Source organism: Paraburkholderia sp. EG287B (assembly GCF_040965595.1).
Classification (GTDB): Bacteria; Pseudomonadota; Gammaproteobacteria; order Burkholderiales; family Burkholderiaceae; genus Paraburkholderia.
In genome coordinates this window covers 228,440-253,930 of sequence record NZ_JBFRCG010000005.1, presented here as the reverse complement: position 1 = coordinate 253,930, position 25,491 = coordinate 228,440, and the positions used below count along the sequence as shown (strand labels likewise).

The following is a 25,491-nucleotide window of genomic DNA, read 5'->3' as shown; positions in this document are numbered from 1 at the left end:
CCCCGCTTTTCGGCACCGTCTTGCAGCGCCGCCCCGTGTCCAGTGCAGGTCATGAACACCGGGCGAAAGCCGCGCGGGACGTGCCGTCGCCCCCGCCAGCACTGCCTCGACGGCCGTGAGCGAACGGGCGAGGAGACGCACGACGCTGACGATGCCGCCCCACCGCGCGTGCGGGGCAGCCGCCGCGCCGCAAGAATTCACACAGATCGGAGATTGTTCACATGCGTTTGATCCTGTTGGGCGCCCCGGGCGCGGGCAAGGGAACCCAGGCAACCTTCATCAAGGAAAAGTTCGGCATTCCGCAAATCTCGACGGGCGACATGCTGCGCGCGGCCGTCAAGGCCGGTACGCCGCTTGGCCTCGAAGCGAAGCGATTCATGGACGCCGGCGAACTCGTGACCGACGAGCTCATCATCAATCTCGTGAAGGAGCGCCTTCAGGAGCCCGACTGCCAGAACGGCTACCTGTTCGACGGCTTCCCGCGCACACTGCCGCAAGCCGAAGCGATGAAGCAGGCGGGCGTCGCGATCGACTACGTGCTCGAGATCGACGTGCCGTTCGACGAAATCATCACGCGCATGAGCGGCCGCCGCATGCACCCGGCTTCGGGCCGCACGTATCACGTCAAGTTCAATCCGCCGAAGGTGGACATGACGGACGACGTGACGGGCGAACCGCTCGTCCAGCGCGACGACGACAAGGAAGAAACGGTGCGCAAGCGTCTGGACGTGTACGTCGCCCAGACCAAGCCGCTCATCGCCTACTACAGCGACTGGGCGAAGCGCGGTGAGGAAAACGGCCTGCAGGCGCCGCAGTATCGCGCGATCTCGGGCCTCGGCAGCGTCGACGAAATTCGCGAGCGCGCGTTCGAAGCGCTCAAGTAAGCGGGTCAAAGTCCACGGGGCGAAGTCCGACCCGAAGCCGGTTTCGGCACACTTGCTGGTTTGCCTGCGGGCCGGCTGGCGCCGCACTCCCGAGGTGGTTCGGGACGCGACGCCAGCCGGCCCGTTTTGTTTTTGGTGAGTCTCGCGCGCGTTGCCTCTCTACGCGGGACAGCATGGCCACAACGACAGGAGACGAAAGATGCAGATCCGCGGCAACGTATTTCTCATCACCGGCGGCGCGTCGGGGCTCGGCGCGGCCAGCGCGCGTCTGATCGCGGCCGAAGGCGGCCAGGTCGTCATCGCCGACCTCAACGAGGACGCCGGCAACGCGCTCGCGAAAGAACTGGGCGGCGCGTTCGTGAAGTGCAACGTGGCGGACGAGGACGACGGCGCGCGTGCCGTGGCCGCGGCGACCGCGCTCGGCACGCTGCGCGGCCTCGTGAACTGCGCGGGCATCGCGCCCGCCGTGAAGACCGTGGGCAAGGACGGCCCGCATCCGCTCGAGACGTTCTCGAAGACCATTTCGGTCAATCTGATCGGCACCTTCAACATGATCCGCCTCGCGGCGGCCGCCATCGCCCAGACCGCACCCGGCGAGGGCGGCGAGCGCGGCGTGATCGTCAACACGGCGTCGGTGGCCGCTTACGACGGCCAGATCGGCCAGGCGGCCTACGCCGCTTCGAAGGGCGGCGTCGTCGCGATGACGCTGCCGATCGCGCGCGACCTGTCGCGCAGCGGCATCCGCGTGATGACGATCGCGCCCGGCATCTTCGAAACGCCAATGCTGCTCGGCATGCCCAAGGAGGTGCAGGACGCGCTCGGCGCGATGGTCCCGTTCCCGCCGCGCCTCGGCAAGCCGGATGAATATGCGATGCTCGTCAAGCAGATCGTCGAGAATCCGATGCTCAACGGCGAGGTGATCCGCCTGGACGGCGCGATCCGCATGCAGCCGAAGTAACGGCGCGCCCTGCCCCGCGCAAAAAAAGCCCGCGACGAAAATCGCGGGCTTTTTTCTGCGGCCTGGCCGCGGGCTTCAGTCGTTATCGAGCGTGCGCTGGCGCAACTCATGCAACTGCGACTCGACGACGGTTGCGTCTTCCGCGTCGGGGCGCTCGTCGAGATAGTGTTCGAGGTCTTCGAGCGCCGGTCGCAGATAGTCGAGCCGCGCATAAGCGAAGCCGCGGTCGCGCACTTCTTCGATGTTCTCCGGCAGCAGGATCACGAGCCGCTGCTGGATGGCCAGCAGGCGCTGCCAGCGCTCGGTCTGCAGATAGACCGATTTCAGGTTGCGCAGCATGCGCGCGACGATCTCGCGGCGGGTGGCCGGCTCGAGCAGCATGCGCAGCGCGCGCGCCACGGAATCGCCGGCGTTGGCCACGAACGGTTCGAGCATCTCCACCATGTCGGATTCGGTGAGCGTGCGGCCGGTGGTGGGATCGAGCATCTCGTCGCCTTCGGGCAACGCCACGCGCAGCAGAAAATGCCCCGGAAACGACACGCCTTTCACGGGCAGGCCGAGCTGGGTCGCCATTTCCAGATACAGCACCGCGAGCGAAATGGGGATGCCGCGCCGGCGCTTGAGCACGGCGTTCAGGTGGCTGTTTTCGGGGTCGAGAAAGTCGTTGAGATTGGCCGCGAAGCCCATCTCGCGAAAGAAGCAGCGGTTGAGCACGGCCACCTGCTGGCGCACGTCCGCCCCTTCGGGCATGCGGCGGCGCACACGCAGCGCGAGTTCGTCGATCTCGGCGAGCGTGCCTTGCAGATCGAGGTCGGGATAAGCGTCCTGCGCGATCGCGAGTGCCGCCTCGGTGAGCGGCAGGCTCTCGTCGTCGGCAACGAGCGCGCTGAAATAATCCAGAACCCGCGTAGTCATCGTGGTCACTTCGCCCGCCTCTTGAAGTACGCGTATTTGAAGCCCATCAGCCAAAGCATACCGAAATATAGCGCCGCGAACAGGACGAGGCACGCACCAAGCAAGGCGATGCGCTCGAGCGGCGCATGACGCAGTGCGATCCAGTCGTAGCTGATGGCGCACCAGTGCATCGCCCCGGCCAGCACGAGACATGCCCCGAGCAGCTGCACGAAGAACGTCGCCCAGCCGGAGGACGGCATATAGATGCCACGGCGGCGCAGCCCGATGAACAACAGCAGCGCGTTCATGCAGGCGCCGAGGCCGACCGAGAGCGTCAAGCCCGCGTGCGAGAAGATCGGCACGAAGATGTAGTTGCTGATCTGCGTGGCGATCAGCACGCCCACACCGATCTTGACCGGCGTCTTGATGTCCTGGCGCGCGTAGAAGCCGGGCGCGAGGATCTTGATGAGGATGAGGCCGACGAGCCCCACGCCGTAGGCCGCCAGCGCGCGGCCCGTCATGATGACGGACGTGGCGTCGAACTTGCCATAGTGAAACAGCGTGGCCGTGAGCGGCTCGGCGAAGAAAAAGAGCGCGACGGCCGAAGGCGCAGCCAGCAGGAACGTCACGCGCAGGCCCCAGTCGAGCAACGCCGAATACTCGTGCGGATCGGCATCGACGTGCGCCTTCGAGAGGCTCGGCAGCAGGATCGTGCCGAGCGCCACGCCGAGCAGCGCGGTCGGGAACTCCATCAGGCGGTCGGCGTAGTTGATCCACGACACCGCGCCGGGCCCGAGACGCGAGGCGATATTGGTGTTGATGATGAGGCTGATCTGCGCGACCGAGACGGCGAACATGGCGGGCACCATCTTCGCGAGCACCCGCTTCACGCCTTTGTGCGCGAGCGCCTTGAGCGGGTTCAGGCCGATGCGCGGCATCATGTCGATGCGCTTCAAGCCCGGCAGCTGCACGATGAACTGCAGCACGCCGCCGACGATCACGGCCCACGCGAGCGCGTAGACCGGCTGCTTCATGTGCGGAGCGAAGGCCACGGCCGCGGTAATGAACGAGACGTTGAGCAGCACCGGCGCGAACGCGGGCAGCGAGAACTGCTTGTACGTGTTGAGCACGCCGGACGCGAGCGACGTCAGCGAGATGAACACGATATAGGGGAACATGATGCGCGTCATCGTGACGGCGAGCGGGAACGCTTGCCCGTCGCTCTTCAAGCCCGAAGCGACCACGATCACGACGAACGTCGCGCCGAAAATGCCGAGCAGCGAGAGGATCGCGAGGACCCAGGCGAGCACGGTCGAGGTGGCGTCGACGAGCGCGCGCGTGGCGTCGTGGCCCTTCTGGTTCTTGAACTCCGCGAGAATCGGCACGAAGGCCTGCGAAAATGCGCCCTCCGCCGAGATGCGGCGCAGCAGGTTGGGAATACGAAACGCGACGTAGAAAGCGTCGGTGTACTGGCTCGCACCGAAGGCGCGCGCGATCAGCGTTTCTCGGGCCAGACCGGTCACGCGCGACAGCAGCGTGAAGCCGCTGACTGTCAGCAGGGCTCGGAATAGATTCATGGGGCGGTCATTATACGGGCGTCGTCCGCTCCATCGCGGATGCGCAGCGCAAAGGTCGGCGCACAACCCCGCGCGACGCCGCAGGCGAACGGGTGGCAAAGACAAAGCGCGCTGATTGTGACCGTGCTGCGTGAAAGGCGTTCACGTCCCGCAGCGTCTGGCTTCGCTATCGTGTCGTGATTGCCACTCGCATGATTCTGTTGCTATAATCATCGATTCGAGTTCTCCCGGAGGGCTCGAAACGCGTCTTGGAAAGGGGGCAGGAAAGAGGTAGAAACCCGCTCTGGCACAAAAGGCGCGGCTGGTTGAGCGAAACTCAGCCGGCAAATACCGTTTTGAACGTCTCAGGCATCCTGCCGGTCGTTCAAATCCAGGCAAAGAGCGTCGGTCGCACCACGCTCCGCAATCACAAGGAATCGCAATGGCAAACTCCGCACAAGCACGCAAGCGCGCCCGTCAGGCTGCGAAGGCAAACTCGCACAACTCGGCACTGCGCTCGAAGTTCCGCACCGCCATCAAGGCTGTTCGCAAGGCAATCGACGCCGGCGACCAGGCTAAGGCTGCTGAAGTTCTGAAGGCATCGGGCAAGACGCTCGACATCATCGCCGACAAGAAGATCGTTCACAAGAACAAGGCCGCTCGCCATAAGAGCCGCCTGGCTGCTGCCGTCAAGGCAATGCAAGCCGCGCAGTAAAGAGCTTCGGATTGCCGGCCACGGCTGGCAGCCCCCTCTTTGAGCTGCACCACAAAAAACCCGCTTCGGCGGGTTTTTTTGTTTCTGCCGGGCGCAAAAAAACCCGCCGAGGCGGGTCCGTCCGTGGCCGTCGCCGCGCCGTCAGCGCACGTTGGCTTGCTGCGTGGCGTGGTCGTGAGGCAGTTCGCACGCCTCCGTCACGACGAGGTCGTTGTCCTTTGCGAAGTTCATCACGAAATTGAAGGCCATCGGCTCGACGTCCTTCAGGCGCGAGTCAAGCACGACGACCTTGAGGTCGCCGATCATCGTCGGGCGCACATAGAGCGAGTAGCGCAGATAGGCGTTCGGGCCGCGAGCATTGGCCGACGCTTTCGGACCAAAGCTCGACATCACCCCGGCGAGGCGCTCCGACCAGTCACTCGGACGAAACTTCTTCCCCGCGCTGGTGATGCCTTGAATGAAGTATTCGGTTGGAGCTTCGTCGGCCATGCAGGAGTACCTGTGTGTGTAGCTGCTGGGTGCGTTTGCAGCGTGTAACGGCGGCACGAGCGCTGCGCCCGCGCGGGTACCGCGGAACGCCGGCCGCGGGGATCGCCCGCTGCCACACGCATGGACAGTCCGATGGATAGGGAACGGCTGCCGCGCACCCCGCCTGGCGTGAAGTCTCGAAAATCGCCGCCGACGCGTGTCACAAGCAGGTCTCGCAACGGGATCGACAGGGCGATTTCGCGGCGCACTGCCAGCCAGCGCACAGGCCGCTCCCGCGGGCCTGCCGTCGCCGCGAGGTGTCGCCACCTTGGCCGATGGTGTTGCCACCACACGTTCAGGGCCCGTTTGTCGTGCCTAAGAAATCTCTGGGATTATAGCGCACTGACCGTTTTGACGCAGTGCACACAAGGCACTTGAAAGGCTGGATCCGGGCCTGAGCGACGCCCGCGAAACAGTCGCGAAAGCCGTCACGAAAGCGCCGCCCATCGTGCGCCAGGGCACCCCTGCCTAAATTTTGGGCAACTCGTCAAAATGCGCAAAATCCTTTATGCTGCTTTGACTTACCACCAACCGCAGCGGCGTCGCCGGCCCAATCCTGCAGTTCGAGGCCGGATCGGGCGCCGTTTTTGTTTCATGACCTCCCGGACCATACGCCATTACCTGCAGTTCAAGGATTTCTCCCTTGACGAATATGAATATGTGCTGGAGCGCGCGCGCATCCTGAAGCGCAAGTTCAAGAACTACGAGACCTATCACCCGCTGCACGACCGCACGCTGGCGATGATCTTCGAGAAGAGCTCCACGCGCACGCGCCTGTCGTTCGAAGCGGGTATCTTCCAGCTGGGCGGCCACGCGGTGTTCATGAACACGCGCGACACGCAACTCGGCCGCGGCGAGCCGATCGAAGATTCGGCGCAGGTCATCTCGCGCATGGTCGACATCATCATGATCCGCACGTTCGGCCAGGACATCCTGCAGCGCTTCGCCGAAAGCTCGCGCGTGCCGGTCATCAACGGTCTCACGAACGAGTACCACCCCTGCCAGGTGCTGGCCGACATCTTCACGTACTACGAGCAGCGCGGTCCGATCCGCGGCAAGACCGTGGCGTGGGTCGGCGACGCCAACAACATGCTCTACACGTGGATCGAAGCGGCGCAGATCCTCGGCTTCAAGCTGCGCATCTCCACGCCGCCCGGTTATCCGCTCGATCCGGCGCTGGTCGCGCCGGAAAGCAAGCCGTTCTACGAAGTGTTCGAGGACCCGCACGACGCCTGCGACGGCGCCGACCTCGTGACGACCGACGTCTGGACCAGCATGGGCTTCGAGGCCGAAAACGAAGCGCGCAAGCAGGCCTTCGCCGACTGGTGCGTGGACGCGCCGATGATGGCCCGCGCCAACGCCGATGCGCTGTTCATGCACTGCCTGCCCGCGCACCGCGGCGAGGAAGTGAGCGCCGAGGTGATCGACGGTCCGCAGAGCGTGGTCTGGGACGAGGCGGAAAACCGCCTGCACGTGCAGAAGGCGTTGATGGAGTTCCTGCTGCTCGGGCGCTTGAACCACTGAGCCCGGCGTGCGCCAACATGAAATAAGCCGACCTTCGGGTCGGCTTTTTTGTGTCCGCTGCGGCCCGCGGCGCGCGCGTCAGACCGTTTCGCCGAGACGACGCGCCAGCGACTTCAAAAGCGGCGCCACGCGCGCGCGAAACACGTCAGGCCCCATCGACGAAGCCGGCCCGCTGCAACTGAGCACGAGCCAGCGACGCTCGCGCGGCTCGCGAAACGGCACCGCCACGGCGTTGACGTCTTCGTGCCAGTCGCGAAATGAATAGCAGCACCCTTCCTTGCCGAACACCTCGATCTCGCGTTTCGCGGCCGCAACCAATGCCGGCCCTTCGGCGCCCGCTGTCTTCTCCAGCTCCGCGAACAACGCCATCCGCACATCGATGGGCTGCACGGCCAGATAGGCGCGGCCCATCGAGCTCGTGAGCATCGACAGCCGCGAGCCCGAGGCGAGGCCGAGCGTGAGCGCCGTCTCGCTGCGGATCGTCTCCAGATAGATCACGTCGAGGCCGTCGCGGCACCCCAGCGACACCGCGGCGCCCACCTCGCGCGCGAATACGCGCATATGCGGGCGTGCGAGTTCGAGCGTGTCCGTGCCCGAGAGCAGCGCGAAGCCGAGTGACAGCACCCCGGCGTCGAGCGCATATTTGCCTAGCGATTCGTCAAAGCGCAGATAGCCGAGCACGGTCAGCGTGTACGCGAGCCGGTTCACGGTCGCCTTGGGCAGGCCCGTGCGCTCCACGAAGTCGCGGTTGCCGAGCAGCGTCTCGCCGGGACGGAACGCGCGCAGCAGGTCGAGCCCGCGAGCGAGCGCCACGACGAACTTGCGCTCGTCGACCGGCCCCTCGGCCAGCGAAGCAGAAAAAGAAGAAGTCGTAGTCATTCCGGATGCAGACATGGGCGCCCTGGTGCTACACTAAAGTCAATTTGCAAAACATTGTTCCGCATAGCGGAACTCGCGTCAAGCGCAAATTTGCCCATTTCAAGGATTTGAGGAAAGGAGAGACACCATGGCCGCACACGCCCAGTTCCATTGGGAAGACCCGCTTCTGCTCGACCAGCAGCTCACCGAAGAGGAGCGCATGGTGCGCGACGCCGCCGCCGCGTATGCCCAGGACAAGCTCGCGCCGCGCGTGCTCGAAGCGTTCCGCCACGAGAAGACGGACGCCTCGATCTTCCGCGAGATGGGCGAAGTCGGCCTGCTCGGCCCGACGATTCCCGAGCAATACGGCGGCCCCGGCCTCAATTACGTCGCCTATGGCCTGATCGCGCGCGAAGTGGAGCGCATCGACTCGGGCTATCGCTCGATGATGTCGGTGCAGTCGTCGCTCGTGATGGTGCCGATCTTCGAATTCGGCTCGGAAGCGCAAAAGCAGAAGTACCTGCCCAAGCTCGCGAGCGGCGAGTGGATCGGCTGCTTCGGCCTCACGGAGCCGAACCACGGCTCGGACCCGGGCAGCATGGTCACGCGTGCGAAGAAGGTGAACGGCGGCTACTCGCTCTCGGGCGCGAAGATGTGGATCACGAACTCGCCGATCGCCGATGTGTTCGTCGTCTGGGCGAAGCTCGAGGAAGACGGCAAGGACGACATCCGCGGCTTCATCCTGGAGAAAGGCTGGAAGGGTCTGTCGGCGCCGGCCATCCATGGCAAGGTGGGTCTGCGCGCCTCGATCACCGGCGAAATCGTGCTCGACGAAGTCTTCGTGCCCGAAGAAAACCTCATGCCGGGCGTGAAGGGCCTGCGCGGTCCGTTCACCTGCCTGAACTCGGCGCGCTACGGCATTGCCTGGGGCGCGCTCGGCGCCGCGGAATCGTGCTGGCACACTGCGCGCCAGTACGTGCTCGACCGCAAGCAGTTCGGCCGCCCGCTTGCCGCGAACCAGCTGATCCAGAAGAAGCTCGCCGACATGCAAACGGAAATCACGCTCGGCCTGCAGGGTTGCCTGCGTCTTGGCCGCATGAAGGACGAAGGCACGGCGGCCGTCGAGATCACGTCGATCATGAAGCGCAACTCGTGCGGCAAGTCGCTCGACATCGCGCGTCTCGCCCGCGACATGCTGGGCGGCAACGGTATCTCCGACGAGTTCGGCGTGGCGCGCCACCTCGTGAACCTCGAAGTCGTGAACACGTACGAGGGCACGCACGATATCCACGCGCTGATCCTCGGCCGCGCACAAACGGGCATTCAGGCGTTCTTTTGATCGCTGCCCTGCCCGGCATCGCCGGCGCATAAAAAAACGCCGCCCGATTCGTTTCGTGCGGCGTTTTTGTTATTGCACCTCTCTTGCGCGGACGCTGGCCGAACGGCTTACTTGTTCGGCTGCGGCGTCATGCGCAGATACGGACGCAGGGCCTTGTAGCCCTTCGGGAACTTCTGCTTGAGGACTTCTTCGTCCTTCAGCGACGGCGCGATCACGACGTCGTCGCCCTGCTTCCAGTTGCCGGGCGTCGCGACCTGATAGTTGTCGGTGAGCTGCAGCGAGTCGATCACGCGCAGCACCTCGTCGAAGTTGCGGCCCGTACTCGCCGGATAGGTGATGATGAGGCGCACCTTCTTGTTCGGGTCGATCACGAAGAGCGAGCGCACGGTGAGCGTCTCATTCGCGTTCGGATGAATCATGTCGTACAGCGTGGACACCTTGCGGTCGCCGTCCGCGAGAATCGGGAAGCCGACGTTCGCGGCCTGCGTCTCGTTGATGTCCTTGATCCATTCGTTGTGCGACTGGGCGCTATCCACCGAAAGCGCGATCGTTTTCACGTTGCGCTTCTCGAATTCGTCCTTGAGTTTGGCGGTCAGGCCAAGCTCGGTCGTGCAGACCGGCGTGAAGTCGGCCGGATGTGAAAACAGCACGCCCCAGCTATTGCCGAGCCACTCGTGAAACTTGATGCGGCCAATGCTCGAATCCTGCTCGAAGTCGGGTGCGATATCGCCAAGACGTAGACTCATGGTGCGGTTCCTTTGAACGAGGTGAACGGGTTTGATCGAAACGGCGCGCGCGGGCCGTTGATCCAGTGGACGTTTACAACATTCAAGCATACAGGCCCTGGCTGCGCCCCGCGAACGAACATCGCCTCACACCGGTATGAGTTTTTGTAATTTTGAACCGGTTGGAGGAAACTTTAGGTGCCGGATCAAATCAATGACTCTCACCACGCGATTTTTTGTGAGCGAGATCCAGAACCCCGTCCACGCACGCTCGCGGGAACGGTTCGTGCGAATTCGCAGGTCGTGGCGGCGCGCCACGCTTGCCAGCGCCCGGATCTTTGTTACGATTCACGCGTGATGTGACACGATGGGAGCCAGTCAATGTCAGAGGTCAACAAGGAGAGGCTGATGTCCGATATCAAAACCGTCCTCGCGGATGCAGAGGACCTGCTCAAGCAGGCTGCGAGCGCTACGGGCGAGCGCGCTTCGGAATTGCGCGAAACGGCACTCTCGCGTCTGAAGCAGGCAAAAGAGAAGGCCGCCGACGTCCAGGTGGTCGTGGTCGAGAAAGGCAAGAAAGCGGCACGCGCCACCGACGACTATGTCCACGAGCATCCGTGGGCGTCGATCGGGATCGCCGCCGGCGTGGGCGTGCTGGTCGGCTTGCTGATCAACCGCAAATAAAGCGGCTCGCCGTACCACGCGGACGGTCTCCGGGCCGCTCGCGCGGCGCGGCTCGACCAGCCGGCTGGCAGCGGTTGGCTGACGGCTATTTGCTCACGCCGCCAGCCGCACTGATTAGTCTCGCCGGGCCGATTGAGCCCGCTGTCTTTTCTTGCGTTCTTTCTTGCGCATTGCTCGGGCCTCCGCCTGCGCCACCTGCCATCGCCATGACGACAGACACCCACTCGCAGCGACACGAACACGGGCCGTTGCGCCGACTGCTCGGCTCCGCGTCCGCGATGCTACAGACGCGGCTAGAACTGATCGGCATCGAACTCGCCGAGGAGAAGGACCGCCTCATCGGCGTGCTCTTTCTTGGCCTCGCGGGGATGATGTTCGCGATGCTTGCCCTGATCGCGCTCACGGCGCTCGTGGCCATCGCCTTCTGGGACACGTACCGCTGGGAGGCGCTCGCCGGTCTCACGATCGTCTATGCGATCGCGGCGATTTTCTGCGGCCTGAAGGCGCGCCGCGGGCTGCACACCGCGCCGCTCGTCTTCCAGGCGACGCTCGAGGAATTCGAGAAAGACCGAGACGCCCTGCGCAACCCCTAGCCGCGAGCCGACGCCATGAACCAACCCCGACCGGACACTGCTTTTCGCCCCCGCCGCGGCCGCGCGCACGACCTCTCGACGCCGCAGTTGCGCGCCCTGCGCAAGGAACTGCTGCTCGTGCGAGCGAGCGTCGAGCGCGCCGAAATGGCCGAAGCGATTGTGGACATCCGCGCGACGGTCACGAACTTCAGCTGGCTGCGCTTCGTGGTGCCCGGATTCGGTCGCTCTGGCGGTAGCCGCGTGGCTTCCGGCCTCGGCAGCCTGCTCAAGGAATATCCGCTGGTCAGTTCGCTCATCTCGCTCATCGTGGCGAAGCCGCTGCGTACGAGCATCGTTTCGGCTGCGCGCCCCGTGATCAAGTGGGGCGGCCTCGCCTTTACGGCGTGGGAAGCGTATCGCGTGTGGCAGCAGGTGCGGCGCCAGCGCGGCACCTCGGCGAACCCGCCTGCCCGCAACAGGTCCGACGAAGACGACCTCACCGGCTAACCGCCGCCCGCGCCCGCCCTCCGGGGCGTTCACCGATCCCTCCAGCACATCTGCGTCGCCGCCGCGACAGCGCCGCCGCCTGCTGTGTGATTGCTGCGCGCGCCGGTTGCATCGAGCACGAAGGCGCCGCACGCATCGCCACGCATCGGTCCCGCTTCCACCGGATCGGCTACGAGGGCGTAGCCGCCGTTGGAATCGTCGGCGGGCATCAGCCGCAAGCGGTAGATGGGCCTTCCGGTTGGCGGAGCCTGATCGAACCCAGTGGGCAAGAGCGCCAACGACGCGCTCTGCGTGTCGACGAGCTGCGCCGCGCGATAGAGCGCGGCCACGGCGTCGGTGCGATGTCCCCGCGCGATCTGCGCGCTCCACCCCGGCATCGCGAAGGCGGCGACGATAGCGGCCACCGCCAGCGCGATGACCAGTTCGAGCAGTGTGAACGCGTTGTACCGATTGCTCTTCACCTTTCCTCCCGTTGGCGTCGTCAAAATGGCCTCGCGACGACGCGACGCCAGTGATGCTCGACGCGCGTCGCGCCACCCGCGGTTTCGATGACCACCTGGTCCTGCAGCCAGCTTTGCGTGTCTTCCGATGCGCCGAACCCTCGCGCCGTGACGAGATACGCGCGAACCAGCGGACGGCTCTCGATGCGCCAGGCCTCGACGATGCATCGCGGCAAGCGCACGGACCCCGGCCACGCGGCAACGGGCACGACCGCCTGCCGCTCGAAGCTGTCCTGCCATCGCCAGGCTTGCGGCTCGCCGGGCTGCGCGGCCGCCACAGGCGCGGCCAGTGAGCCATTCGTCAGCGCACGCGCGCACAACACGAGCGCGGCGTCGGCGGCATGGAAGGACTGCAGATGATCGGCGACGGCATCCGCGTTGCGCCGCGCGAGCAGCGCGGCCTCGAACCACGCCGCCGAGGTCACGAGCATCATCGCGACGACGAGCAGCACGACCGGGAGCGCCACGCCCCGACACGCGGCGCGTATGCGACGCTTCCCGCGCAGGTTCGTTTTCATGACGCTGCCGGCACAACGTTGCGCAGCACGATGTGCCGCCAGAACGCCTGTCGCGCACGCCCATCCGCGCCGACAGCCTGCACACCGTCGCAATCGACGTAGCGCATGCGCCGCGCAAAGGCCGCCCCGTGCACCAGCACGCACAGATCGACCGCGACGACCGACGCCCACTGATCGCGCGCGAGCGCCGAAGCGTCGACCGCCTGCGCCGCGCCCGCTGTCCAGTAGCGCAGGCGCAAACGCTCGACGCCCTCGACGAGCGGCTGCGGCTTGCCAGCGCCCGCGCAGTAAAGCTCGCTCCCGCGAGTCGTCTGGCTCGCCACATCGGCGTAATAGCGGTTCACGATTTCCACGCCTGCCACGCCAACCCCCTGCCCGAGGCAGTCGGTTACCTGGCCGTTTACGGTAGGCCACGTCGATACACTGTCGCCTTGATAGCGCACGGCCAACCCATCGGAGCGGCTCGGCAGCGGCTTGCAGACAAGCGCCACATCGGCGTCGACCGGGCGCCCAGCCGCGCAGCCGAAGATCGCTGGGCCGGCGAGTGGCGAGCGTGCGTCCGCGGCAACGAAGCCGGCCATCTGGATCTGCTCGCCGATCAGCATCAACGCATTCATGCCGGCCTCGTGGATGTGCGCGGCGTCGTTCGCCTGCGCATAGGCCTGGCGCTGCGTGCGATATGCCGAGAGCGCGCCAAGCGTCACCACGAGGCCCAGCGCCACGGCGATCGTCAGTTCGAGCAGGGTGTGGCCGGCCTGCTGGCGCACGTGAGCGAAACGCTTGTTCATCGCAAAAACGCCAGCGCGACGCAGGCGCGTCCGGCGGGCGACGTGGCATCGAGACACGGCGCAACCCGCGAAAGCGCGGTCGATCCCGACGCTGCGCCGAGCGGTGTCGCCGCCCAACTCACGGACGCGATCGATGCGTCGCCGCCCGCGCTCGACAGGGTCAGCCGCCCTTCGGGCACGACGCTCGCCGCCAGCGCCTTCCATCGATCAGTCGCTGCGGGCGTTGCCCCCGCCACGTGCGCCGCTTCGGCCATGGCGTCAGCGGCAAAGGCCGCGCGCTCGCGCGCCGCTGCCAGTTGCGCGTGCCGGACCAGCCCAAGCTGCGTGCTCATGAGGCCGAGCCCGCACATCGCCATGACGCCGAGCGCAATGGCGACTTCCAGCAGCGTCGACCCGCGCGCGCCGCGCTCGCTCACGCGGCTCATGGCGCCCCCGTGCATGCGCCGTCGCTGATGCGTGCCCGGCCTCCCTGCGCGATGCGTATGCAGCGCCGCCAGCCCGCGCCGCGTTGTGCCGCCGACGGCGCCCGCGGGGCGATCTCGAAGTTGCGCAAACTGCCGATGGTCTGCCCCGCCGGCGGCGAAAACGTGATGGCAGCGAGCCCCGACGCCACGGAAATCGCGTCGAGCGCCGGCTGGGTGCGCAACGGGATAGACGCTCCGGCGCGCTCGATCATGACGGCCCAGCCGCAGGACCAGTCGGCAATACCGGACGGACACGCTTTGCCCGCCTCGAGGCAATGGCGCGCGGCGTCGACGCGGCAAACGGTAACGCGCGACTTGCGCCGTATGGCCTCGTTGCGTGCATAGGCGAGCGTGCCGAGCATGGCATTGGCGCGCGCGTCGACCTGATCGCGCACGCGCCATGCGGTGAAAACGGGCGTGGAAACCGTTGCGCAGATCGCCAGCAGGACGATGACGACCATCGTCTCAATGAGCGTGAATCCTCCGGACTTCATGAGCAATCCTTAGTTCGAGCGGATTGCCATCAATCTACGGACGAAAGCGAAACGAAACAATTAGCCGAACGGCTAGCTGGTGCGCGCAGCGTCGGCTCGCGAGAATGCAAGCGTTACGACCGCGGCCTGGCAGGGAGGAAGAAAAATGCGAATGCGCTCAGCGCTTTTTCGCGGGGTTGTTGGCACCCGCGCGGCGGAATTCCTCGATCACGTCTTCGAATTCGGAGACGTCCTCGAAGCGTCGATACACCGAAGCAAACCGTACGAACGCGACCTTGTCGAGTTCGCGCAATTCGCCCATGACGAGCTCGCCAAGGCGCTCGCTGCGCACTTCGCGCTCGCCGCTGCCGAGCAGTTGATACTCGATACGGGCAACCGCCGCGTCGATCGCATCGGCCGCAACCGGGCGCTTGCGCAGCGCCAGTTGCATGCTCGCCATGATCTTGCGGCGGTCGAATTCCGTGCGGCTGCCATCCTTCTTGACGATCGAAGGCATCGCCAGCTCGACCCGCTCGTACGTCGTGAAACGCTTGTCGCAGGCCGGGCAGCGGCGGCGGCGCCGGATCGCGGCGCCGTCTTCGGACACGCGCGAGTCGACGACCTGCGTGTCTTCGTGCCGGCAAAAGGGGCAGCGCATGGGTTATCGCGTGGCTTAGCGGTAAACCGGGAAACGCTTCGTCAGCTCGGCGACCTGCGCCTTCACGCGCTCGATCGTCGCGGCGTCTTCCGGATTGTCGAGCACGTCGGCAATCAGGTTGCCCACCTGCTCGGCTTCCTTCACGCCGAAGCCGCGCGTCGTCATGGCCGGCGAACCGAGACGGATACCGCTCGTCACGAACGGCTTTTCCGGGTCGTTCGGGATCGCGTTCTTGTTGACCGTGATGTGCGCGGTGCCGAGCACGGCTTCCGCCGCCTTGCCGGTGATGTTCTTGGCGCGCAAGTCCACCAGCATCACGTGGCTTTCCGTGCGGCCCGAAACGATGCGCAGACCGCGCTTGACCAGCGTTTCCGCCAGCACGCGCGCGTTGTCGACCACTTGCTGCTGGTAGGTCTTGAATTCCGGCGAGAGCGCTTCCTTGAACGCCACGGCCTTGCCGGCAATGACGTGCATGAGCGGACCGCCCTGGATGCCCGGGAAGATGGCCGAGTTGATCTGCTTCTCGAACTCCGCCTTCATCAGGATCACGCCGCCGCGCGGGCCGCGCAGGCTCTTGTGCGTGGTCGTGGTGACGAAGTCGGCGTGCGGCACCGGGTTCGGGTAGACGCCCGCGGCGATCAGGCCCGCGTAGTGCGCCATGTCGACCATGAAGTACGCGCCGACCGCCTTGGCAACCTTGGCGATGCGCTCGAAGTCGATACGCAGCGCGAATGCCGACGCACCGGCGATGATCAGCTTCGGCTTGGTCTCGTGCGCGCGCTTTTCGAGTGCTTCGTAGTCGATGTCTTCCTTGGCGTCGAGGCCGTAGCTCACGACGTTGAACCACTTGCCGCTCATGTTCAGCGCCATGCCGTGCGTGAGGTGGCCGCCTTCGGCGAGGCTCATGCCCATGATGGTGTCGCCCGGCTTGAGCACGGCGAAGAACACGCCCTGGTTGGCCTGCGAGCCCGAGTTCGGCTGAACGTTCGCGGCTTCGGCGCCGAACAGCTGCTTCACGCGGTCGATCGCGAGCTGCTCGACGATATCCACGTTTTCGCAGCCGCCGTAATAGCGCTTACCGGGGTAGCCTTCGGCGTACTTGTTGGTGAGCTGCGAGCCCTGCGCGGCCATGACCGCGGGCGAGGTGTAGTTTTCCGACGCGATGAGCTCGATGTGCTCTTCCTGGCGGCGGTTCTCGAGTTCGATCGCCTTGAAGAGTTCGGGATCGACGTTGGCGATGGTGCTTTCGGCTCTGTCAAACATACGGATTCCGTTAAGTGTGTTCAGGTTGACCGGGTCTCGCGCGGAACGCGTAGCGGGTACGCGGCGCTGCTGGCGAAGAGGCCAGCCTTGACGTGGCGGAAGGAGGTGCCGCACACGCGAGGCAGGACAGCCTCCGCAGCGCAAACGAAAGCGCGCGAAATCAGGCTGCCCAGGCGAACGGCAAAACGGCACCCTGCGCTTCACGGTGGGTCGTTCCACCTTGGGTCCCCAATAACGAGCGCATGGCTACCGCCAATGCCGCCGTTCCGGAACCCTATCGCCAGTCACGCAGGGATTGAGCGCGTTAGTTTATTGGAACGGCCGGGAATAGGCAACCGCCCGCCCCCAGTGCGCTCGGGCGCCCCGCGGCACGTGGCGCGCCGGGCGGCGCCCCCGGTCATGCGGCCCGCGCGCGTACTGTCCCTTTCTTGCCGCAATGCGGCATTGCAAGTAGGCTCTCCCCTTTTCTCGCCTTCTATAGACCAAAGAGCCACCATGATCGTTTTCGTCACCGGCGCTTCCGCAGGATTCGGCGCCGCCATCGCCCGGGCCTTCGTGAAGGGCGGCCATCGCGTCGTCGCCACCGCTCGCCGCAAGGACCGCCTCGACGCCCTCGCCGCCGAACTCGGCGACGCCCTGCTGCCCATCGAGCTCGACGTGCGCGACCGCGCGGCGGTCGAAGCTGCGCCCGGCGCGCTGCCGCCCGGGTTCGCCGGCATCGACGTGCTGGTCAACAACGCCGGCCTCGCGCTCGGCGTGGAGCCGGCGCAGAAGGCCGACCTCGACGAGTGGGAAACCATGATCGACACCAACTGCACGGGCCTCGTGCAGGTCACTCACGCGTTTTTGCCCGGCATGGTCGAGCGCAACCGCGGCCATATTTTCAACCTCGGTTCGGTGGCGGGCCGCTGGCCGTATGCGGGCGGCAACGTCTATGGCGCGACCAAGGCGTTCGTGCGCCAGTTCAGCCTGAACCTGCGCGCAGATCTCGCGGGCACGGCACTGCGCGTGACCGACATCGAGCCTGGCCTGTGCGGCGGCACCGAGTTCTCGAACGTGCGCTTTCGCGGCGACGACACCCGGGCGGCCGGCGTCTACAAGGACGTGCAGCCGCTCACGGCCGAGGACATCGCCGATTCGATCTACTGGATCGCCACGCGCCCCGCGCACGTCAACATCAACACGATCGAACTGATGCCCGTGGCCCAGACGTTCGCCGGCACCAGTATCCACCGCGGCTAAAATTACCTTACAAATTTAATACTTACGTCAGTCGTACGAAAGACGTAGGCGCCTCGCGTTCCGGTAGAATGCGCGGCATGGAAAATTCCACCAGCAAGCCGGACGCGGCGTCGTCACCGGCCGGGCGCGGCTTTACTTGGCCGGTGCGCGTCTACTACGAGGACACCGACGCCGGTGGCATCGTGTTTTACGCGAATTACCTGAAGTTCTTCGAACGCGCGCGCACCGAATGGCTGCGCGCGTGCGGCGTCGATCAGCGTCGGCTCGCCGAGGAAACGGGCGTGCTCTTCGTCGTGCGCAGCACCGCGCTCGACTACCGTTCGCCCGCGCGCCTCGACGACGTCGTCACCACCGTAAGCCGCGTCGAGAAGCTGGGCCGCGCCTCGGTCGACTTCATGCAGGAAGCGTGGCGCGAGAACACGCTGCTCGCCACGGGCACCATTCGTGTCGCCTGCGTCGACAGCACGGCCATGCGGCCCGCACCCATTCCGGCCCCCGTTCATGAAGCCTTGCAACGTGGACCCCAGAAAGACCTGTACGCCGTGTCAACGGCAGTGCAGTAATTACCGTTGATACGACGCCAGTGAACTCGCGCCGGTCAATGCAGGACCAAGCAGGGTTCGGCCGCGACGGCGCGAGAGCTTCCCAACCGCCTACAGGAAGCCTTGCGTTGTCTTGCAGCCGCTCGCCCCTTTCGGGACGTCACAACGAACCTATATGAACACTACACAAGATCTGTCGATCATTTCTCTCGTTCTTAATGCGAGCATACTGGCACAGGCGGTGATGGGGCTTCTTCTGCTCATGTCGCTGATTTCCTGGACTTTCATCTTCCGCAAGTGGTTTGCGATCCGCCGGGCGCGCTCCCAGACAGAGCGCTTCGAGCGCGACTTCTGGTCAGGCGGCGACCTGCAGGCGCTCTACCAGAGCGCAGCCAACAACCGTCACACGATCGGCGCGCTCGAGCGTATCTTTGAGTCGGGCATGCGCGAATTCCTGAAGGCGAAAGAGAAGCGCCTGAACGATCCGAGCCTCGTGCTCGACGGCGCCCGCCGCGCGATGCGCGCCGCCTTCCAGCGCGAAATGGACGCGCTCGAGGCGAACCTCTCGTTCCTCGCTTCGGTCGGCTCGGTGAGCCCGTACATCGGTCTTTTCGGCACCGTCTGGGGGATCATGAACGCGTTCCGCGGTCTCGCGAACGTGCAGCAGGCCACGCTCGCGAACGTCGCGCCCGGCATCGCCGAAGCGCTGACGGCGACCGCGATCGGTCTGTTCGCCGCCATTCCGGCGGTGGTCGCGTACAACAGCTACGCGCACGACATCGACCGTCTGGCGATCCGCTTCGAAACCTTCATCGAAGAGTTTTCGAACATCCTGCAGCGTCAGGCCCACTAATCTTCACGAAGCAAGGAGTCGAAGATGGGAGGCTCAGTCCGTTCGAGCATGCGAGGCAGCCGCTCGCGCCGTGCGATGGCCGACATCAACGTCGTGCCGTACATCGACGTGATGCTGGTGTTGCTCGTGATCTTCATGGTGACCGCGCCGCTCGTGGCGCCGTCCATCGTCAACCTGCCGACCGTCGGCGGCGCGTCGCAGCAGCAGCAGGTGCCGCCCGTCGTGGTCAATATTCGCCCCGACGGCAATCTGAGCGTACGCTACAAGGATGACTCCGGCGCCACGCAGCAGCAGACCATGTCGCGCGCCGATCTCAACGGCTTCGTCGCCGATCGCGAGCAGAGCCATCCCGACCAGCCCGTCGTGATCGCCGCCGACAAGTCCGTCAAATACGAGACGGTGATGAACGTGATGTCCGACCTGAAGTCGCATGGCGTCAAACGTGTCGGACTGCTCGTCAAATCGCAATGATCCGCAAGAACGATTCGTATCCGCTGCAGCCTCCGCGAGAGCGTGGCACGGGACGTGCTCTCGCCCTCGCGGTGCTCATGCACGTGCTGCTCGGTCTGTTCCTCTATCACGGCATCCACTGGCAGAACAGCACGCCGGCGGGTGAAGAGGCGGAACTGTGGACCGAGGTGCCGGACCTGTCGACACCCAAGCCGCTGCCGCCGCCCGCGCCGGTCGCTCCTGCCCCGCCGCCGCCGCAAACCGAGGAAGCCGACATTGCGCTGCAACAGCAAAAGCGTAAGCAGCAGGAAGCGCAGCGCGAGGCGCAACTGGCCGAGCAGCAGCGTCTGAAAGCCCAGCAGGAAGCCGAAGCGAAGCGTCAGCAGCTCGCGGCCCAGCAGGCTGCGCAGCTCGCCGCGCAGCAGAAGGCGGAAAAGCTCAAGCAGCAGCAGGAACAGCAGCAGGCCGCGGCGGAGAAGCAAAAGCAGCAGCAACAGCAGCAGGACGCGCTCAAGAAGCAGCAGCAGGAAGAAGAGCAGCAGAAGCAGGCGAAGCTCGACGCGCAGAAGAAGGCCGATGCCGAGAAGGCGGCCAAGGCGAAAGCGCAAGCTGACGCCCAGGCGAAGAAGCTCGACGCGGAACGCCGCGCCCGCATCGCGCAGATGCAAGGCTCGATGGGCGGCGGCGAAGGCACGAGCGGCAACGGTCTCGCGAAGAGCGGCACGGGCAGCGGCTCGGGCGGCAACGCGACGTCGCCGGGCTACGCCGACAAGGTGCGCCGCCGCGTGCGTCCGAACATCGTGTGGTCGGGCGAAACGTCGGGTCTCGAGACGGAGATCGCGGTGCGTTGCTCACCAACCGGCACGCTGCTTTCGGCAACGATCTCGCGCAGCAGCGGCAACTCGTCGTGGGACGACGCCGCGTTGCGGGCAGTTCAGCGCTCGGATCCGATGCCGGTCGATACCGACGGCAAGGCGCCTTCGAGCTTCAAGATCACCTTGCGCCCGGCAGGTTAATGGCGAGCGCAAGGCGCAGAAAGGTTGAGGAAAGCCGCCGCGCAACAGTGGCTAAAAAGGAACGATTCGAACGTTTTCGGGTCAGTCTGCTGTTGCGCGTTATGACAAAATTGCTTTTTTCAGGAAATATCACAGCATGACATTGATGACGAAGCTTGGCCTGCGAACCCTCGTCGCGTCCTGCCTGATCACGGCGGGCGGAGCGGCGAACGCACAACTCAACGTCCTCGTCACCGGCGTGGGCTCTACCCAGTTCCCCATCGCCACGGCTAACTTTGCCGGTGAAGCGAATTCGCCCGAGCAGGTCGCGGCCATCGTCCGCGCCGACCTGCAACGCAGCGGGAAATTCACCAATATCGACGCCGGCAGCGCACCGATCTCGGAAAACGACTCCGTCGACCTCGGCAGCTGGAAGGCCAAGGGCGCCAACGCGTTCGTTGCGGGCAGCGTGAACAAGCTCGCCAACGGCCAGTACGAAGTGCGCTTCAAGCTCTACGACACCGTGAAGGGCGAAAGCCTCGGCGGCCTCGTGCTCACGAGCCCGGCAAGCGGCCTGCGCATGAGCGCGCACAAGGTTGCCGACTACATCTATCAGAAGCTGCTCGGCGATCGCGGCGTGTTCGCCACGCGTCTTTCATACGTGATCAAGACGGGCGGCCGCTTCCAGTTGCAGGTTTCGGACTCCGATGGACAAGACGCGCACATCGCGCTGTCGAGCCCCGAGCCGATCATCTCGCCGTCCTGGTCGCCCGACGGCACCAAGGTCGCTTACGTATCTTTCGAAAAGAAGAAGCCGATCGTCTACGTGCATGACCTGCCGACGGGTCGCCGCGTGATCATTTCGGACCAGAAGGGCAACAATTCGGCGCCGGCCTGGTCTCCCGACGGCCGCACGCTCGCGGTAGCACTGTCGCGCACGGGCAACACGCAAATCTTCGCCGTCAATGCCGACGGCTCCGGCCTGCACCGCCTCACGCAAGGCACGACGATCGACACCGAACCCAACTACTCTCCTGACGGACGCTGGATTTATTTCACGAGCGACCGCGGCGGCCAGCCTCAGATTTACAAGATGCCGGCCCAGGGCGAAAGCGCCGGAGCGGCACAGCGTGTGACGTTCACGGGCAACTACAACACGAGCCCGAAGGTCAGCCCGGACGGTAAGCAACTGGCGTACATCTCACGCACGGGCGGCGGATTTAAGCTGTACATTCAAGATCTGCAGTCCGGTGTCGCCACTGCGCTCACCGACACGACACATGACGAATCGCCCAGCTTCGCGGCGAACGGTCAGTACATTCTTTACGCCACACAGGTGAACGGCCGTGGCGTGCTGGCCGCAGTATCGACCGACGGTCGTACGCGGCAAATCCTGTCCGTTCAGGGCGGCAGCGTACGCGAGCCGTCCTGGGGTCCCTTTATGCAATAACACTTCAGGAGAGAAAAAATGATGTCGAAGAAAGTACGCCTGGCCTTGGCCGTTTTGATGATCGGTGCACTGGCAGCGTGCAAGTCGGGTGTCAAGGAAACGAACCCGAACGCCGGTGCGATGAACACCCAGCCGAACCCGAACGCGGTCGCCCAGGTGAACGTCGATGAGCTGAACAACCCGAACAGCCCGCTCGCCAAGCGCAGCGTGTACTTCGATTTCGACAGCTACGCCGTCAAGGACGACTACCAGTCGCTGCTGCAAGCTCACGCACAGTACCTCAAGACGCACCCGGAACGTCACGTCCTGATCCAGGGCAACACCGACGAGCGCGGCACGAGCGAATACAACCTGGCGCTGGGTCAAAAGCGTGCTGAAGCGGTCCGTCGCGCCCTCTCGCTGATGGGCGTGCCCGATTCGCAAATGGAAGCTGTCAGCCTCGGTAAGGAAAAGCCGGTCGCAACGGGCCACGACGAAGCATCGTGGGCGCAGAACCGCCGTGCTGACCTCGTGTATCAACAGTAATTGAGCATTGGATGAAGGGGCGTATGTCGCACCGTTTCTCCCCGCTGCGCGCAGCCGCAGCCGCCTGCGTGGCTGGCGTCGCCTTTGCGGCGCTGCCGGCCCACGCGGGTATCTTCGATGACGATCAGGCGCGCCAGGCGATTCTCGACCTGCGCGCGAAAACGGACAGCCTGTCCAGCCAGCTGTCCGCCGCTCAACGCACGATCCTCGACCAGTCCAACCACCTCGACCAGCTCAACCAGCAGGTCGCGACGTTGCGCGGACAGAACGAGGATATGGCGAACCAGTTGGCGACCCTGCAGAAGCAACAGAAGGACTACTACACGGATCTCGACACGCGACTCAAGAAGTTCGAGCCGCAGCAGGAGACCGTGGACGGCATGCAAGGCACGGTTCAGCCGGGCGAGATGGACGCGTTCAACGCCGCTTCGCAGCAGTTCCGCAACGGCGACTTCAAGAACGCGGCGGCATCGTTCCGCAGCTTCATTGCGAAGTTCCCGCAGAGTCCTTACCAGCCGACCGCGCAGTACTGGCTCGGCAACGCGCTCTATGCGCTGAAGGACTACAAGGGGTCGACCGCGACGTGGCAGAACGTCGTCAACAAATACCCGCAGCATCCGCGTGCGCCCGAGGCGCTGCTGGCCATTGCGAACAACCAGATCGAGCAGGGGCAAAAGGCTGCGGCCAAACGCACGCTCGAACAGGTCGTTTCGCAGTACGGCAACTCGGATGTCGCCCAGACGGCGCAGAGCAAGCTTGCACAGCTCAAATAAGCGCTGCTGGCTGGTTTTGGCGTGACGTGGCGCTGGTGTAATGCCAAAGCCGCGAAATGCGCCTCTCGCATACAGGGAAGGCCCGGGGCACGGCGTGCTCCGGGCGTTTCCATCGGTTTTATGACGGCAAAGGTTGACGTGTTGACCCGGCGCCGCTATAATCCCGCTTCTCTTTTGGGTCGTTAGCTCAGCTGGTAGAGCAGCGGACTTTTAATCCGTTGGTCACAGGTTCGAATCCCGTACGGCCTACCAAAGCATCAAACAGAAAGCCCAGTCTCCGGACTGGGCTTTTTGCCTTGCAGCGTACGGCGCAAGCTCAAGCGGTTTGAGTGACTCGGCGCGCGAGCATGCGCCCAGCATGTATACTCCCTGCTCCCCCGCCGTCACATCCCCGCTGCACAGGCCACGTCATCATGAAGTTCACGACCCTTGCCTGCGCCCTGCTCGCGCTATTCTGGCTCAGTCTGCGCGTTCAGGCGCAAATCCAGCCGCAACCCGAAGATACGCATACCTGCGCCGCATTCGCGTGCCGGACGCCGTCGTCAATTGCGTCGCCGCGCTCGACCAGTGGGTGCACAAGGCGCAGCGCTACGATTCGCTGCTCGTGCCCGATCGGCGCGCGCTCTCGGCGACGATCGAGCAGCCAGTGCGCGCCAATGCCACGCCCGCGCCCGCCGCGAGCGACACGCTCACGCCGGTCCCGTCCATCGACACGCTGATCCATCTGCGCGCCTTCGCCAAGGTCCGCGGCAAGTACGCCTGGGTGCCCGTGAAGGCCACCTGCGGCATCTGGCATTCGCATGTCGTCGATGTCGCGCTGTCGCCGCGCAGCACGCACGCAACCTCGCCGATCCAGTGACGACACTTCGTCGTCCTTATCGCTGCCCGCAACAAAAAAAAGCCCGCGCGCCTGACAGCGCACGGGCTTCGCATCGAGCGACGCGCGGTCCATGCCGCGCGCAAACTCAGTCTGCCTTGACGCCTTCCACCTGGATCTGCAGCGTCGTGGCCGTCTTGAAGCCATACGACTGGCCCCAGTTCACGCCGTAGTCCGCGCGGTCGAATTGCGCCGACGCGTCCGCGCCGCACACCTCACGCTTGAGCATCGGGTTCTGGAAGCACTTGAACGAGTCGATCTTCAGGTTCAGCGGCTTCGTCACGCCATGCAGCGTGAACGTGCCGATCACTTCCACGGGCTTGTCGCCGTCGAAGCGGATCGACGTGCCCTTGTAGGTGGCCGTCGGGTACTTCGCGGTGTCGAGGAATTCGGCCGAGCTCACATGCTTGTCGAGCTTCGCGTTGCCGGTATCGATCGACGCTGCGTCGATCGTCACGTCCACCGTGCCCGTCTTCGCCTCGCGGTCGAGCGTGACCGTGCCCGAGCTCTTCGTGAACTTGCCGCGCCACACCGAGACGCCGCCGAAGTGATCGGCTTCGAAGCTCGGATAGGTGTGCATCGGATCGAGGTTGTAGGTCGTGGCGGCTGCCAGCGCCGGCGTAGCGACGAAGGCGGCGAGCGAGGCGGCAACGGCCGCGGCGAAAATCGTGGTCTTCATGAATCGATTCCTGGTGCGGGAGAAACGGGGTGAAAAAGCGCTGCCGTACGCGCGTCAGTGCGCGGCGGACACGATGTGAAACTTGATCTGCACGTCGTCGGCGACGATCGAGGTGTCCTTCCACTCGCCCGAACCGATGCCGTACGCGAGGCGCTTGATGGGCAGCGTGCCGTCGAACACCTGGGTGGCGCCGTCCTTGCGGTACTGCACCGGCACGACGACGTCGGTCGTCTTGCCCTTGATGGTCAGCTTGCCAGCCACCGTGAACGCGCCGTTCGCGCCGGCTTTGATCTGCGTGGAGACGAAGGTCGCGTGCGGGAAGTGCGAGGCGTCGAACCACTCGTCGCCGGCGACTTCCTTGTTGTATTCCGGCGCGCCGAGGTCGAAGCTCGCCACCTCCACGTCGAGCTTCGCGCTCGATGCCGCGACGTTCGCCGGATCGAAGCGCACGTCGGCGGTGAAGTGATTGAAGCGGCCTTCGACCGGCACGTTCATCTGCTTGAACACGGCGCTCACGGAGTTCTTCGCGGCTTCGGCAGCAGCGTTGGCGTTGGTGGCGAAGGTCGTGGCAAACGCCGCGCCGGCGGCGAGCGCCGCGCCGAGCGCGACGACGGAGGCGGAATGGGCAAGACGCTGGATCATGGGCAGTCGGTCCAAGGTGGGAGGCATCGGGAAACGGAGTCGGCGCATGCGCGCC

The 25,491-nt window shown here is 65.0% G+C and carries 31 protein-coding genes, 1 tRNA gene and 1 riboswitch; of the genes, 18 read left to right on the top strand and 14 right to left on the bottom strand.

The annotated features are described in order from the left end of the window. Positions 1–221 precede the first annotated feature (221 nt). Complete coding sequence (gene adk, locus AB4Y40_RS10740; RefSeq protein WP_069262791.1) at positions 222–884, top strand: adenylate kinase; 663 nt, start codon at positions 222–224, stop codon at positions 882–884. A gap of 199 nt (positions 885–1,083) precedes the next feature. Further along, entirely contained in the window at positions 1,084–1,842 is a 759-nt protein-coding gene (locus tag AB4Y40_RS10735; RefSeq protein ID WP_368687642.1) for a 3-hydroxyacyl-CoA dehydrogenase, read from the top strand. 75 nt (positions 1,843–1,917) lie between these two features. Here the strand turns inward: AB4Y40_RS10735 and AB4Y40_RS10730 are convergent, their stop codons facing one another. Together AB4Y40_RS10730 and murJ are read right to left on the bottom strand one after the other, a co-directional pair. Next, positions 1,918–2,757, bottom strand: coding sequence for a SirB1 family protein (locus tag AB4Y40_RS10730; protein WP_035513442.1), 840 nt, complete (start codon positions 2,755–2,757; stop codon positions 1,918–1,920). Between the two features lie 5 nt (positions 2,758–2,762). Next, the gene (gene murJ, locus AB4Y40_RS10725; protein WP_368687641.1) at positions 2,763–4,313 is read right to left on the bottom strand and encodes a murein biosynthesis integral membrane protein MurJ; all 1,551 of its coding nucleotides are present in this window, start codon (positions 4,311–4,313) and stop codon (positions 2,763–2,765) included. 421 nt (positions 4,314–4,734) lie between these two features. On the opposite strand from murJ, the gene rpsT reads away from it, so the two are divergent. Beyond that, entirely contained in the window at positions 4,735–5,007 is a 273-nt protein-coding gene (gene rpsT / locus AB4Y40_RS10720) for a 30S ribosomal protein S20 (protein ID WP_069262794.1), read from the top strand. A gap of 141 nt (positions 5,008–5,148) precedes the next feature. Here the strand turns inward: rpsT and AB4Y40_RS10715 are convergent, their stop codons facing one another. Then, entirely contained in the window at positions 5,149–5,496 is a 348-nt protein-coding gene (locus AB4Y40_RS10715; RefSeq protein WP_324159890.1) for a DUF3579 domain-containing protein, read from the bottom strand. A 633-nt stretch (positions 5,497–6,129) separates the two neighbouring features. Here AB4Y40_RS10715 and argF point away from each other — a divergent pair. Further along, positions 6,130–7,059, top strand: coding sequence for an ornithine carbamoyltransferase (gene argF / locus AB4Y40_RS10710; RefSeq protein WP_368687640.1), 930 nt, complete (start codon positions 6,130–6,132; stop codon positions 7,057–7,059). 78 nt (positions 7,060–7,137) lie between these two features. Here argF and AB4Y40_RS10705 read toward each other — a convergent pair whose 3' ends face one another. Further along, a complete protein-coding gene (locus AB4Y40_RS10705) occupies positions 7,138–7,938 on the bottom strand; it encodes an IclR family transcriptional regulator (RefSeq protein ID WP_368687639.1) in 801 nt (266 codons plus the stop codon). Between the two features lie 127 nt (positions 7,939–8,065). Here AB4Y40_RS10705 and AB4Y40_RS10700 point away from each other — a divergent pair, with 127 nt between their 5' ends. Continuing rightward, positions 8,066–9,256, top strand: coding sequence for an acyl-CoA dehydrogenase (locus AB4Y40_RS10700; protein WP_254317026.1), 1,191 nt, complete (start codon positions 8,066–8,068; stop codon positions 9,254–9,256). Between the two features lie 107 nt (positions 9,257–9,363). On the opposite strand, the gene AB4Y40_RS10695 is transcribed toward AB4Y40_RS10700, so the two are convergent. Then, positions 9,364–10,002, bottom strand: coding sequence for a peroxiredoxin (locus AB4Y40_RS10695; RefSeq protein WP_368687638.1), 639 nt, complete (start codon positions 10,000–10,002; stop codon positions 9,364–9,366). Between the two features lie 360 nt (positions 10,003–10,362). On the opposite strand from AB4Y40_RS10695, the gene AB4Y40_RS10690 reads away from it, so the two are divergent. From AB4Y40_RS10690 to AB4Y40_RS10680, 3 genes are all read left to right on the top strand, one after another. Further along, on the top strand, positions 10,363–10,665 hold the full coding sequence (locus AB4Y40_RS10690) for a YqjD family protein (RefSeq protein WP_007584918.1): 303 nt from the start codon (positions 10,363–10,365) through the stop codon (positions 10,663–10,665). 206 nt (positions 10,666–10,871) lie between these two features. Beyond that, entirely contained in the window at positions 10,872–11,258 is a 387-nt protein-coding gene (locus tag AB4Y40_RS10685; RefSeq protein ID WP_028205315.1) for a phage holin family protein, read from the top strand. A 15-nt stretch (positions 11,259–11,273) separates the two neighbouring features. Next, positions 11,274–11,744 carry a DUF3318 domain-containing protein gene (locus AB4Y40_RS10680; RefSeq protein ID WP_368687637.1) on the top strand — a complete coding sequence of 157 codons (471 nt, stop codon included), beginning with the start codon at positions 11,274–11,276 and terminating at the stop codon, positions 11,742–11,744. Between the two features lie 29 nt (positions 11,745–11,773). Here the strand turns inward: AB4Y40_RS10680 and AB4Y40_RS10675 are convergent, their stop codons facing one another. The 7 genes from AB4Y40_RS10675 to glyA all read right to left on the bottom strand — a co-directional run bounded on the left by AB4Y40_RS10675 (position 11,774) and on the right by glyA (position 16,408). Further along, on the bottom strand, positions 11,774–12,205 hold the full coding sequence (locus AB4Y40_RS10675) for a type IV pilin protein (protein WP_368687636.1): 432 nt from the start codon (positions 12,203–12,205) through the stop codon (positions 11,774–11,776). 20 nt (positions 12,206–12,225) lie between these two features. Next, positions 12,226–12,762, bottom strand: a complete 537-nt coding sequence (locus AB4Y40_RS10670) for a hypothetical protein (RefSeq protein WP_368687635.1) — start codon at positions 12,760–12,762, stop codon at positions 12,226–12,228. Beyond that, positions 12,759–13,550, bottom strand: coding sequence for a PilW family protein (locus AB4Y40_RS10665; RefSeq protein ID WP_368687634.1), 792 nt, complete (start codon positions 13,548–13,550; stop codon positions 12,759–12,761). Before AB4Y40_RS10665 ends, AB4Y40_RS10670 begins: the two co-directional genes overlap by 4 nt. Further along, positions 13,547–13,975, bottom strand: a complete 429-nt coding sequence (locus AB4Y40_RS10660; RefSeq protein ID WP_368687633.1) for a hypothetical protein — start codon at positions 13,973–13,975, stop codon at positions 13,547–13,549. Before AB4Y40_RS10660 ends, AB4Y40_RS10665 begins: the two co-directional genes overlap by 4 nt. Further along, a complete protein-coding gene (locus AB4Y40_RS10655; RefSeq protein ID WP_368687632.1) occupies positions 13,972–14,508 on the bottom strand; it encodes a GspH/FimT family pseudopilin in 537 nt (178 codons plus the stop codon). Before AB4Y40_RS10655 ends, AB4Y40_RS10660 begins: the two co-directional genes overlap by 4 nt. A 157-nt stretch (positions 14,509–14,665) precedes the next feature. Beyond that, the gene (gene nrdR / locus AB4Y40_RS10650) at positions 14,666–15,145 is read right to left on the bottom strand and encodes a transcriptional regulator NrdR (protein ID WP_133182723.1); all 480 of its coding nucleotides are present in this window, start codon (positions 15,143–15,145) and stop codon (positions 14,666–14,668) included. A 15-nt stretch (positions 15,146–15,160) separates the two neighbouring features. Further along, positions 15,161–16,408, bottom strand: coding sequence for a serine hydroxymethyltransferase (gene glyA / locus AB4Y40_RS10645; protein ID WP_028205321.1), 1,248 nt, complete (start codon positions 16,406–16,408; stop codon positions 15,161–15,163). Between the two features lie 160 nt (positions 16,409–16,568). Then, positions 16,569–16,706: riboswitch (ZMP/ZTP riboswitch) on the bottom strand. 197 nt (positions 16,707–16,903) lie between these two features. Here glyA and ydfG point away from each other — a divergent pair. The 10 genes from ydfG to AB4Y40_RS10595 all read left to right on the top strand — a co-directional run bounded on the left by ydfG (position 16,904) and on the right by AB4Y40_RS10595 (position 24,097). Further along, complete coding sequence (gene ydfG, locus AB4Y40_RS10640) at positions 16,904–17,650, top strand: bifunctional NADP-dependent 3-hydroxy acid dehydrogenase/3-hydroxypropionate dehydrogenase YdfG (RefSeq protein WP_368687631.1); 747 nt, start codon at positions 16,904–16,906, stop codon at positions 17,648–17,650. Positions 17,651–17,718: 68 nt separating this feature from the next. Beyond that, a complete protein-coding gene (gene ybgC / locus AB4Y40_RS10635; protein ID WP_069262809.1) occupies positions 17,719–18,213 on the top strand; it encodes a tol-pal system-associated acyl-CoA thioesterase in 495 nt (164 codons plus the stop codon). A gap of 154 nt (positions 18,214–18,367) precedes the next feature. After that, positions 18,368–19,045: a protein TolQ gene (gene tolQ, locus AB4Y40_RS10630; protein WP_028205324.1), complete on the top strand. Its 678-nt coding sequence runs from the start codon at positions 18,368–18,370 to the stop codon at positions 19,043–19,045. A gap of 24 nt (positions 19,046–19,069) precedes the next feature. Next, complete coding sequence (gene tolR / locus AB4Y40_RS10625) at positions 19,070–19,516, top strand: protein TolR (protein WP_324152869.1); 447 nt, start codon at positions 19,070–19,072, stop codon at positions 19,514–19,516. Beyond that, on the top strand, positions 19,513–20,511 hold the full coding sequence (gene tolA, locus AB4Y40_RS10620; protein WP_368687630.1) for a cell envelope integrity protein TolA: 999 nt from the start codon (positions 19,513–19,515) through the stop codon (positions 20,509–20,511). Before tolR ends, tolA begins: the two co-directional genes overlap by 4 nt. 136 nt (positions 20,512–20,647) lie before the next feature. Further along, positions 20,648–21,940 (top strand): Tol-Pal system beta propeller repeat protein TolB, encoded by a 1,293-nt coding sequence (gene tolB, locus AB4Y40_RS10615; RefSeq protein ID WP_342921148.1) that lies wholly within the window; start codon positions 20,648–20,650, stop codon positions 21,938–21,940. Between the two features lie 18 nt (positions 21,941–21,958). Beyond that, on the top strand, positions 21,959–22,465 hold the full coding sequence (gene pal / locus AB4Y40_RS10610; RefSeq protein ID WP_042266217.1) for a peptidoglycan-associated lipoprotein Pal: 507 nt from the start codon (positions 21,959–21,961) through the stop codon (positions 22,463–22,465). Positions 22,466–22,488: 23 nt separating this feature from the next. Then, positions 22,489–23,238: a tol-pal system protein YbgF gene (gene ybgF, locus AB4Y40_RS10605; protein WP_266231215.1), complete on the top strand. Its 750-nt coding sequence runs from the start codon at positions 22,489–22,491 to the stop codon at positions 23,236–23,238. Between the two features lie 176 nt (positions 23,239–23,414). After that, positions 23,415–23,490 (top strand) — tRNA-Lys (locus tag AB4Y40_RS10600). 274 nt (positions 23,491–23,764) lie between these two features. Beyond that, positions 23,765–24,097 (top strand): hypothetical protein, encoded by a 333-nt coding sequence (locus tag AB4Y40_RS10595; RefSeq protein ID WP_368687629.1) that lies wholly within the window; start codon positions 23,765–23,767, stop codon positions 24,095–24,097. Between the two features lie 106 nt (positions 24,098–24,203). Here the strand turns inward: AB4Y40_RS10595 and AB4Y40_RS10590 are convergent, their stop codons facing one another. Both AB4Y40_RS10590 and AB4Y40_RS10585 read right to left on the bottom strand, forming a co-directional pair. Then, a complete protein-coding gene (locus tag AB4Y40_RS10590; protein WP_368687628.1) occupies positions 24,204–24,794 on the bottom strand; it encodes a YceI family protein in 591 nt (196 codons plus the stop codon). Between the two features lie 54 nt (positions 24,795–24,848). Continuing rightward, a complete protein-coding gene (locus tag AB4Y40_RS10585) occupies positions 24,849–25,436 on the bottom strand; it encodes a YceI family protein (protein ID WP_368687627.1) in 588 nt (195 codons plus the stop codon). Between the last annotated feature and the right edge of the window lie 55 nt (positions 25,437–25,491).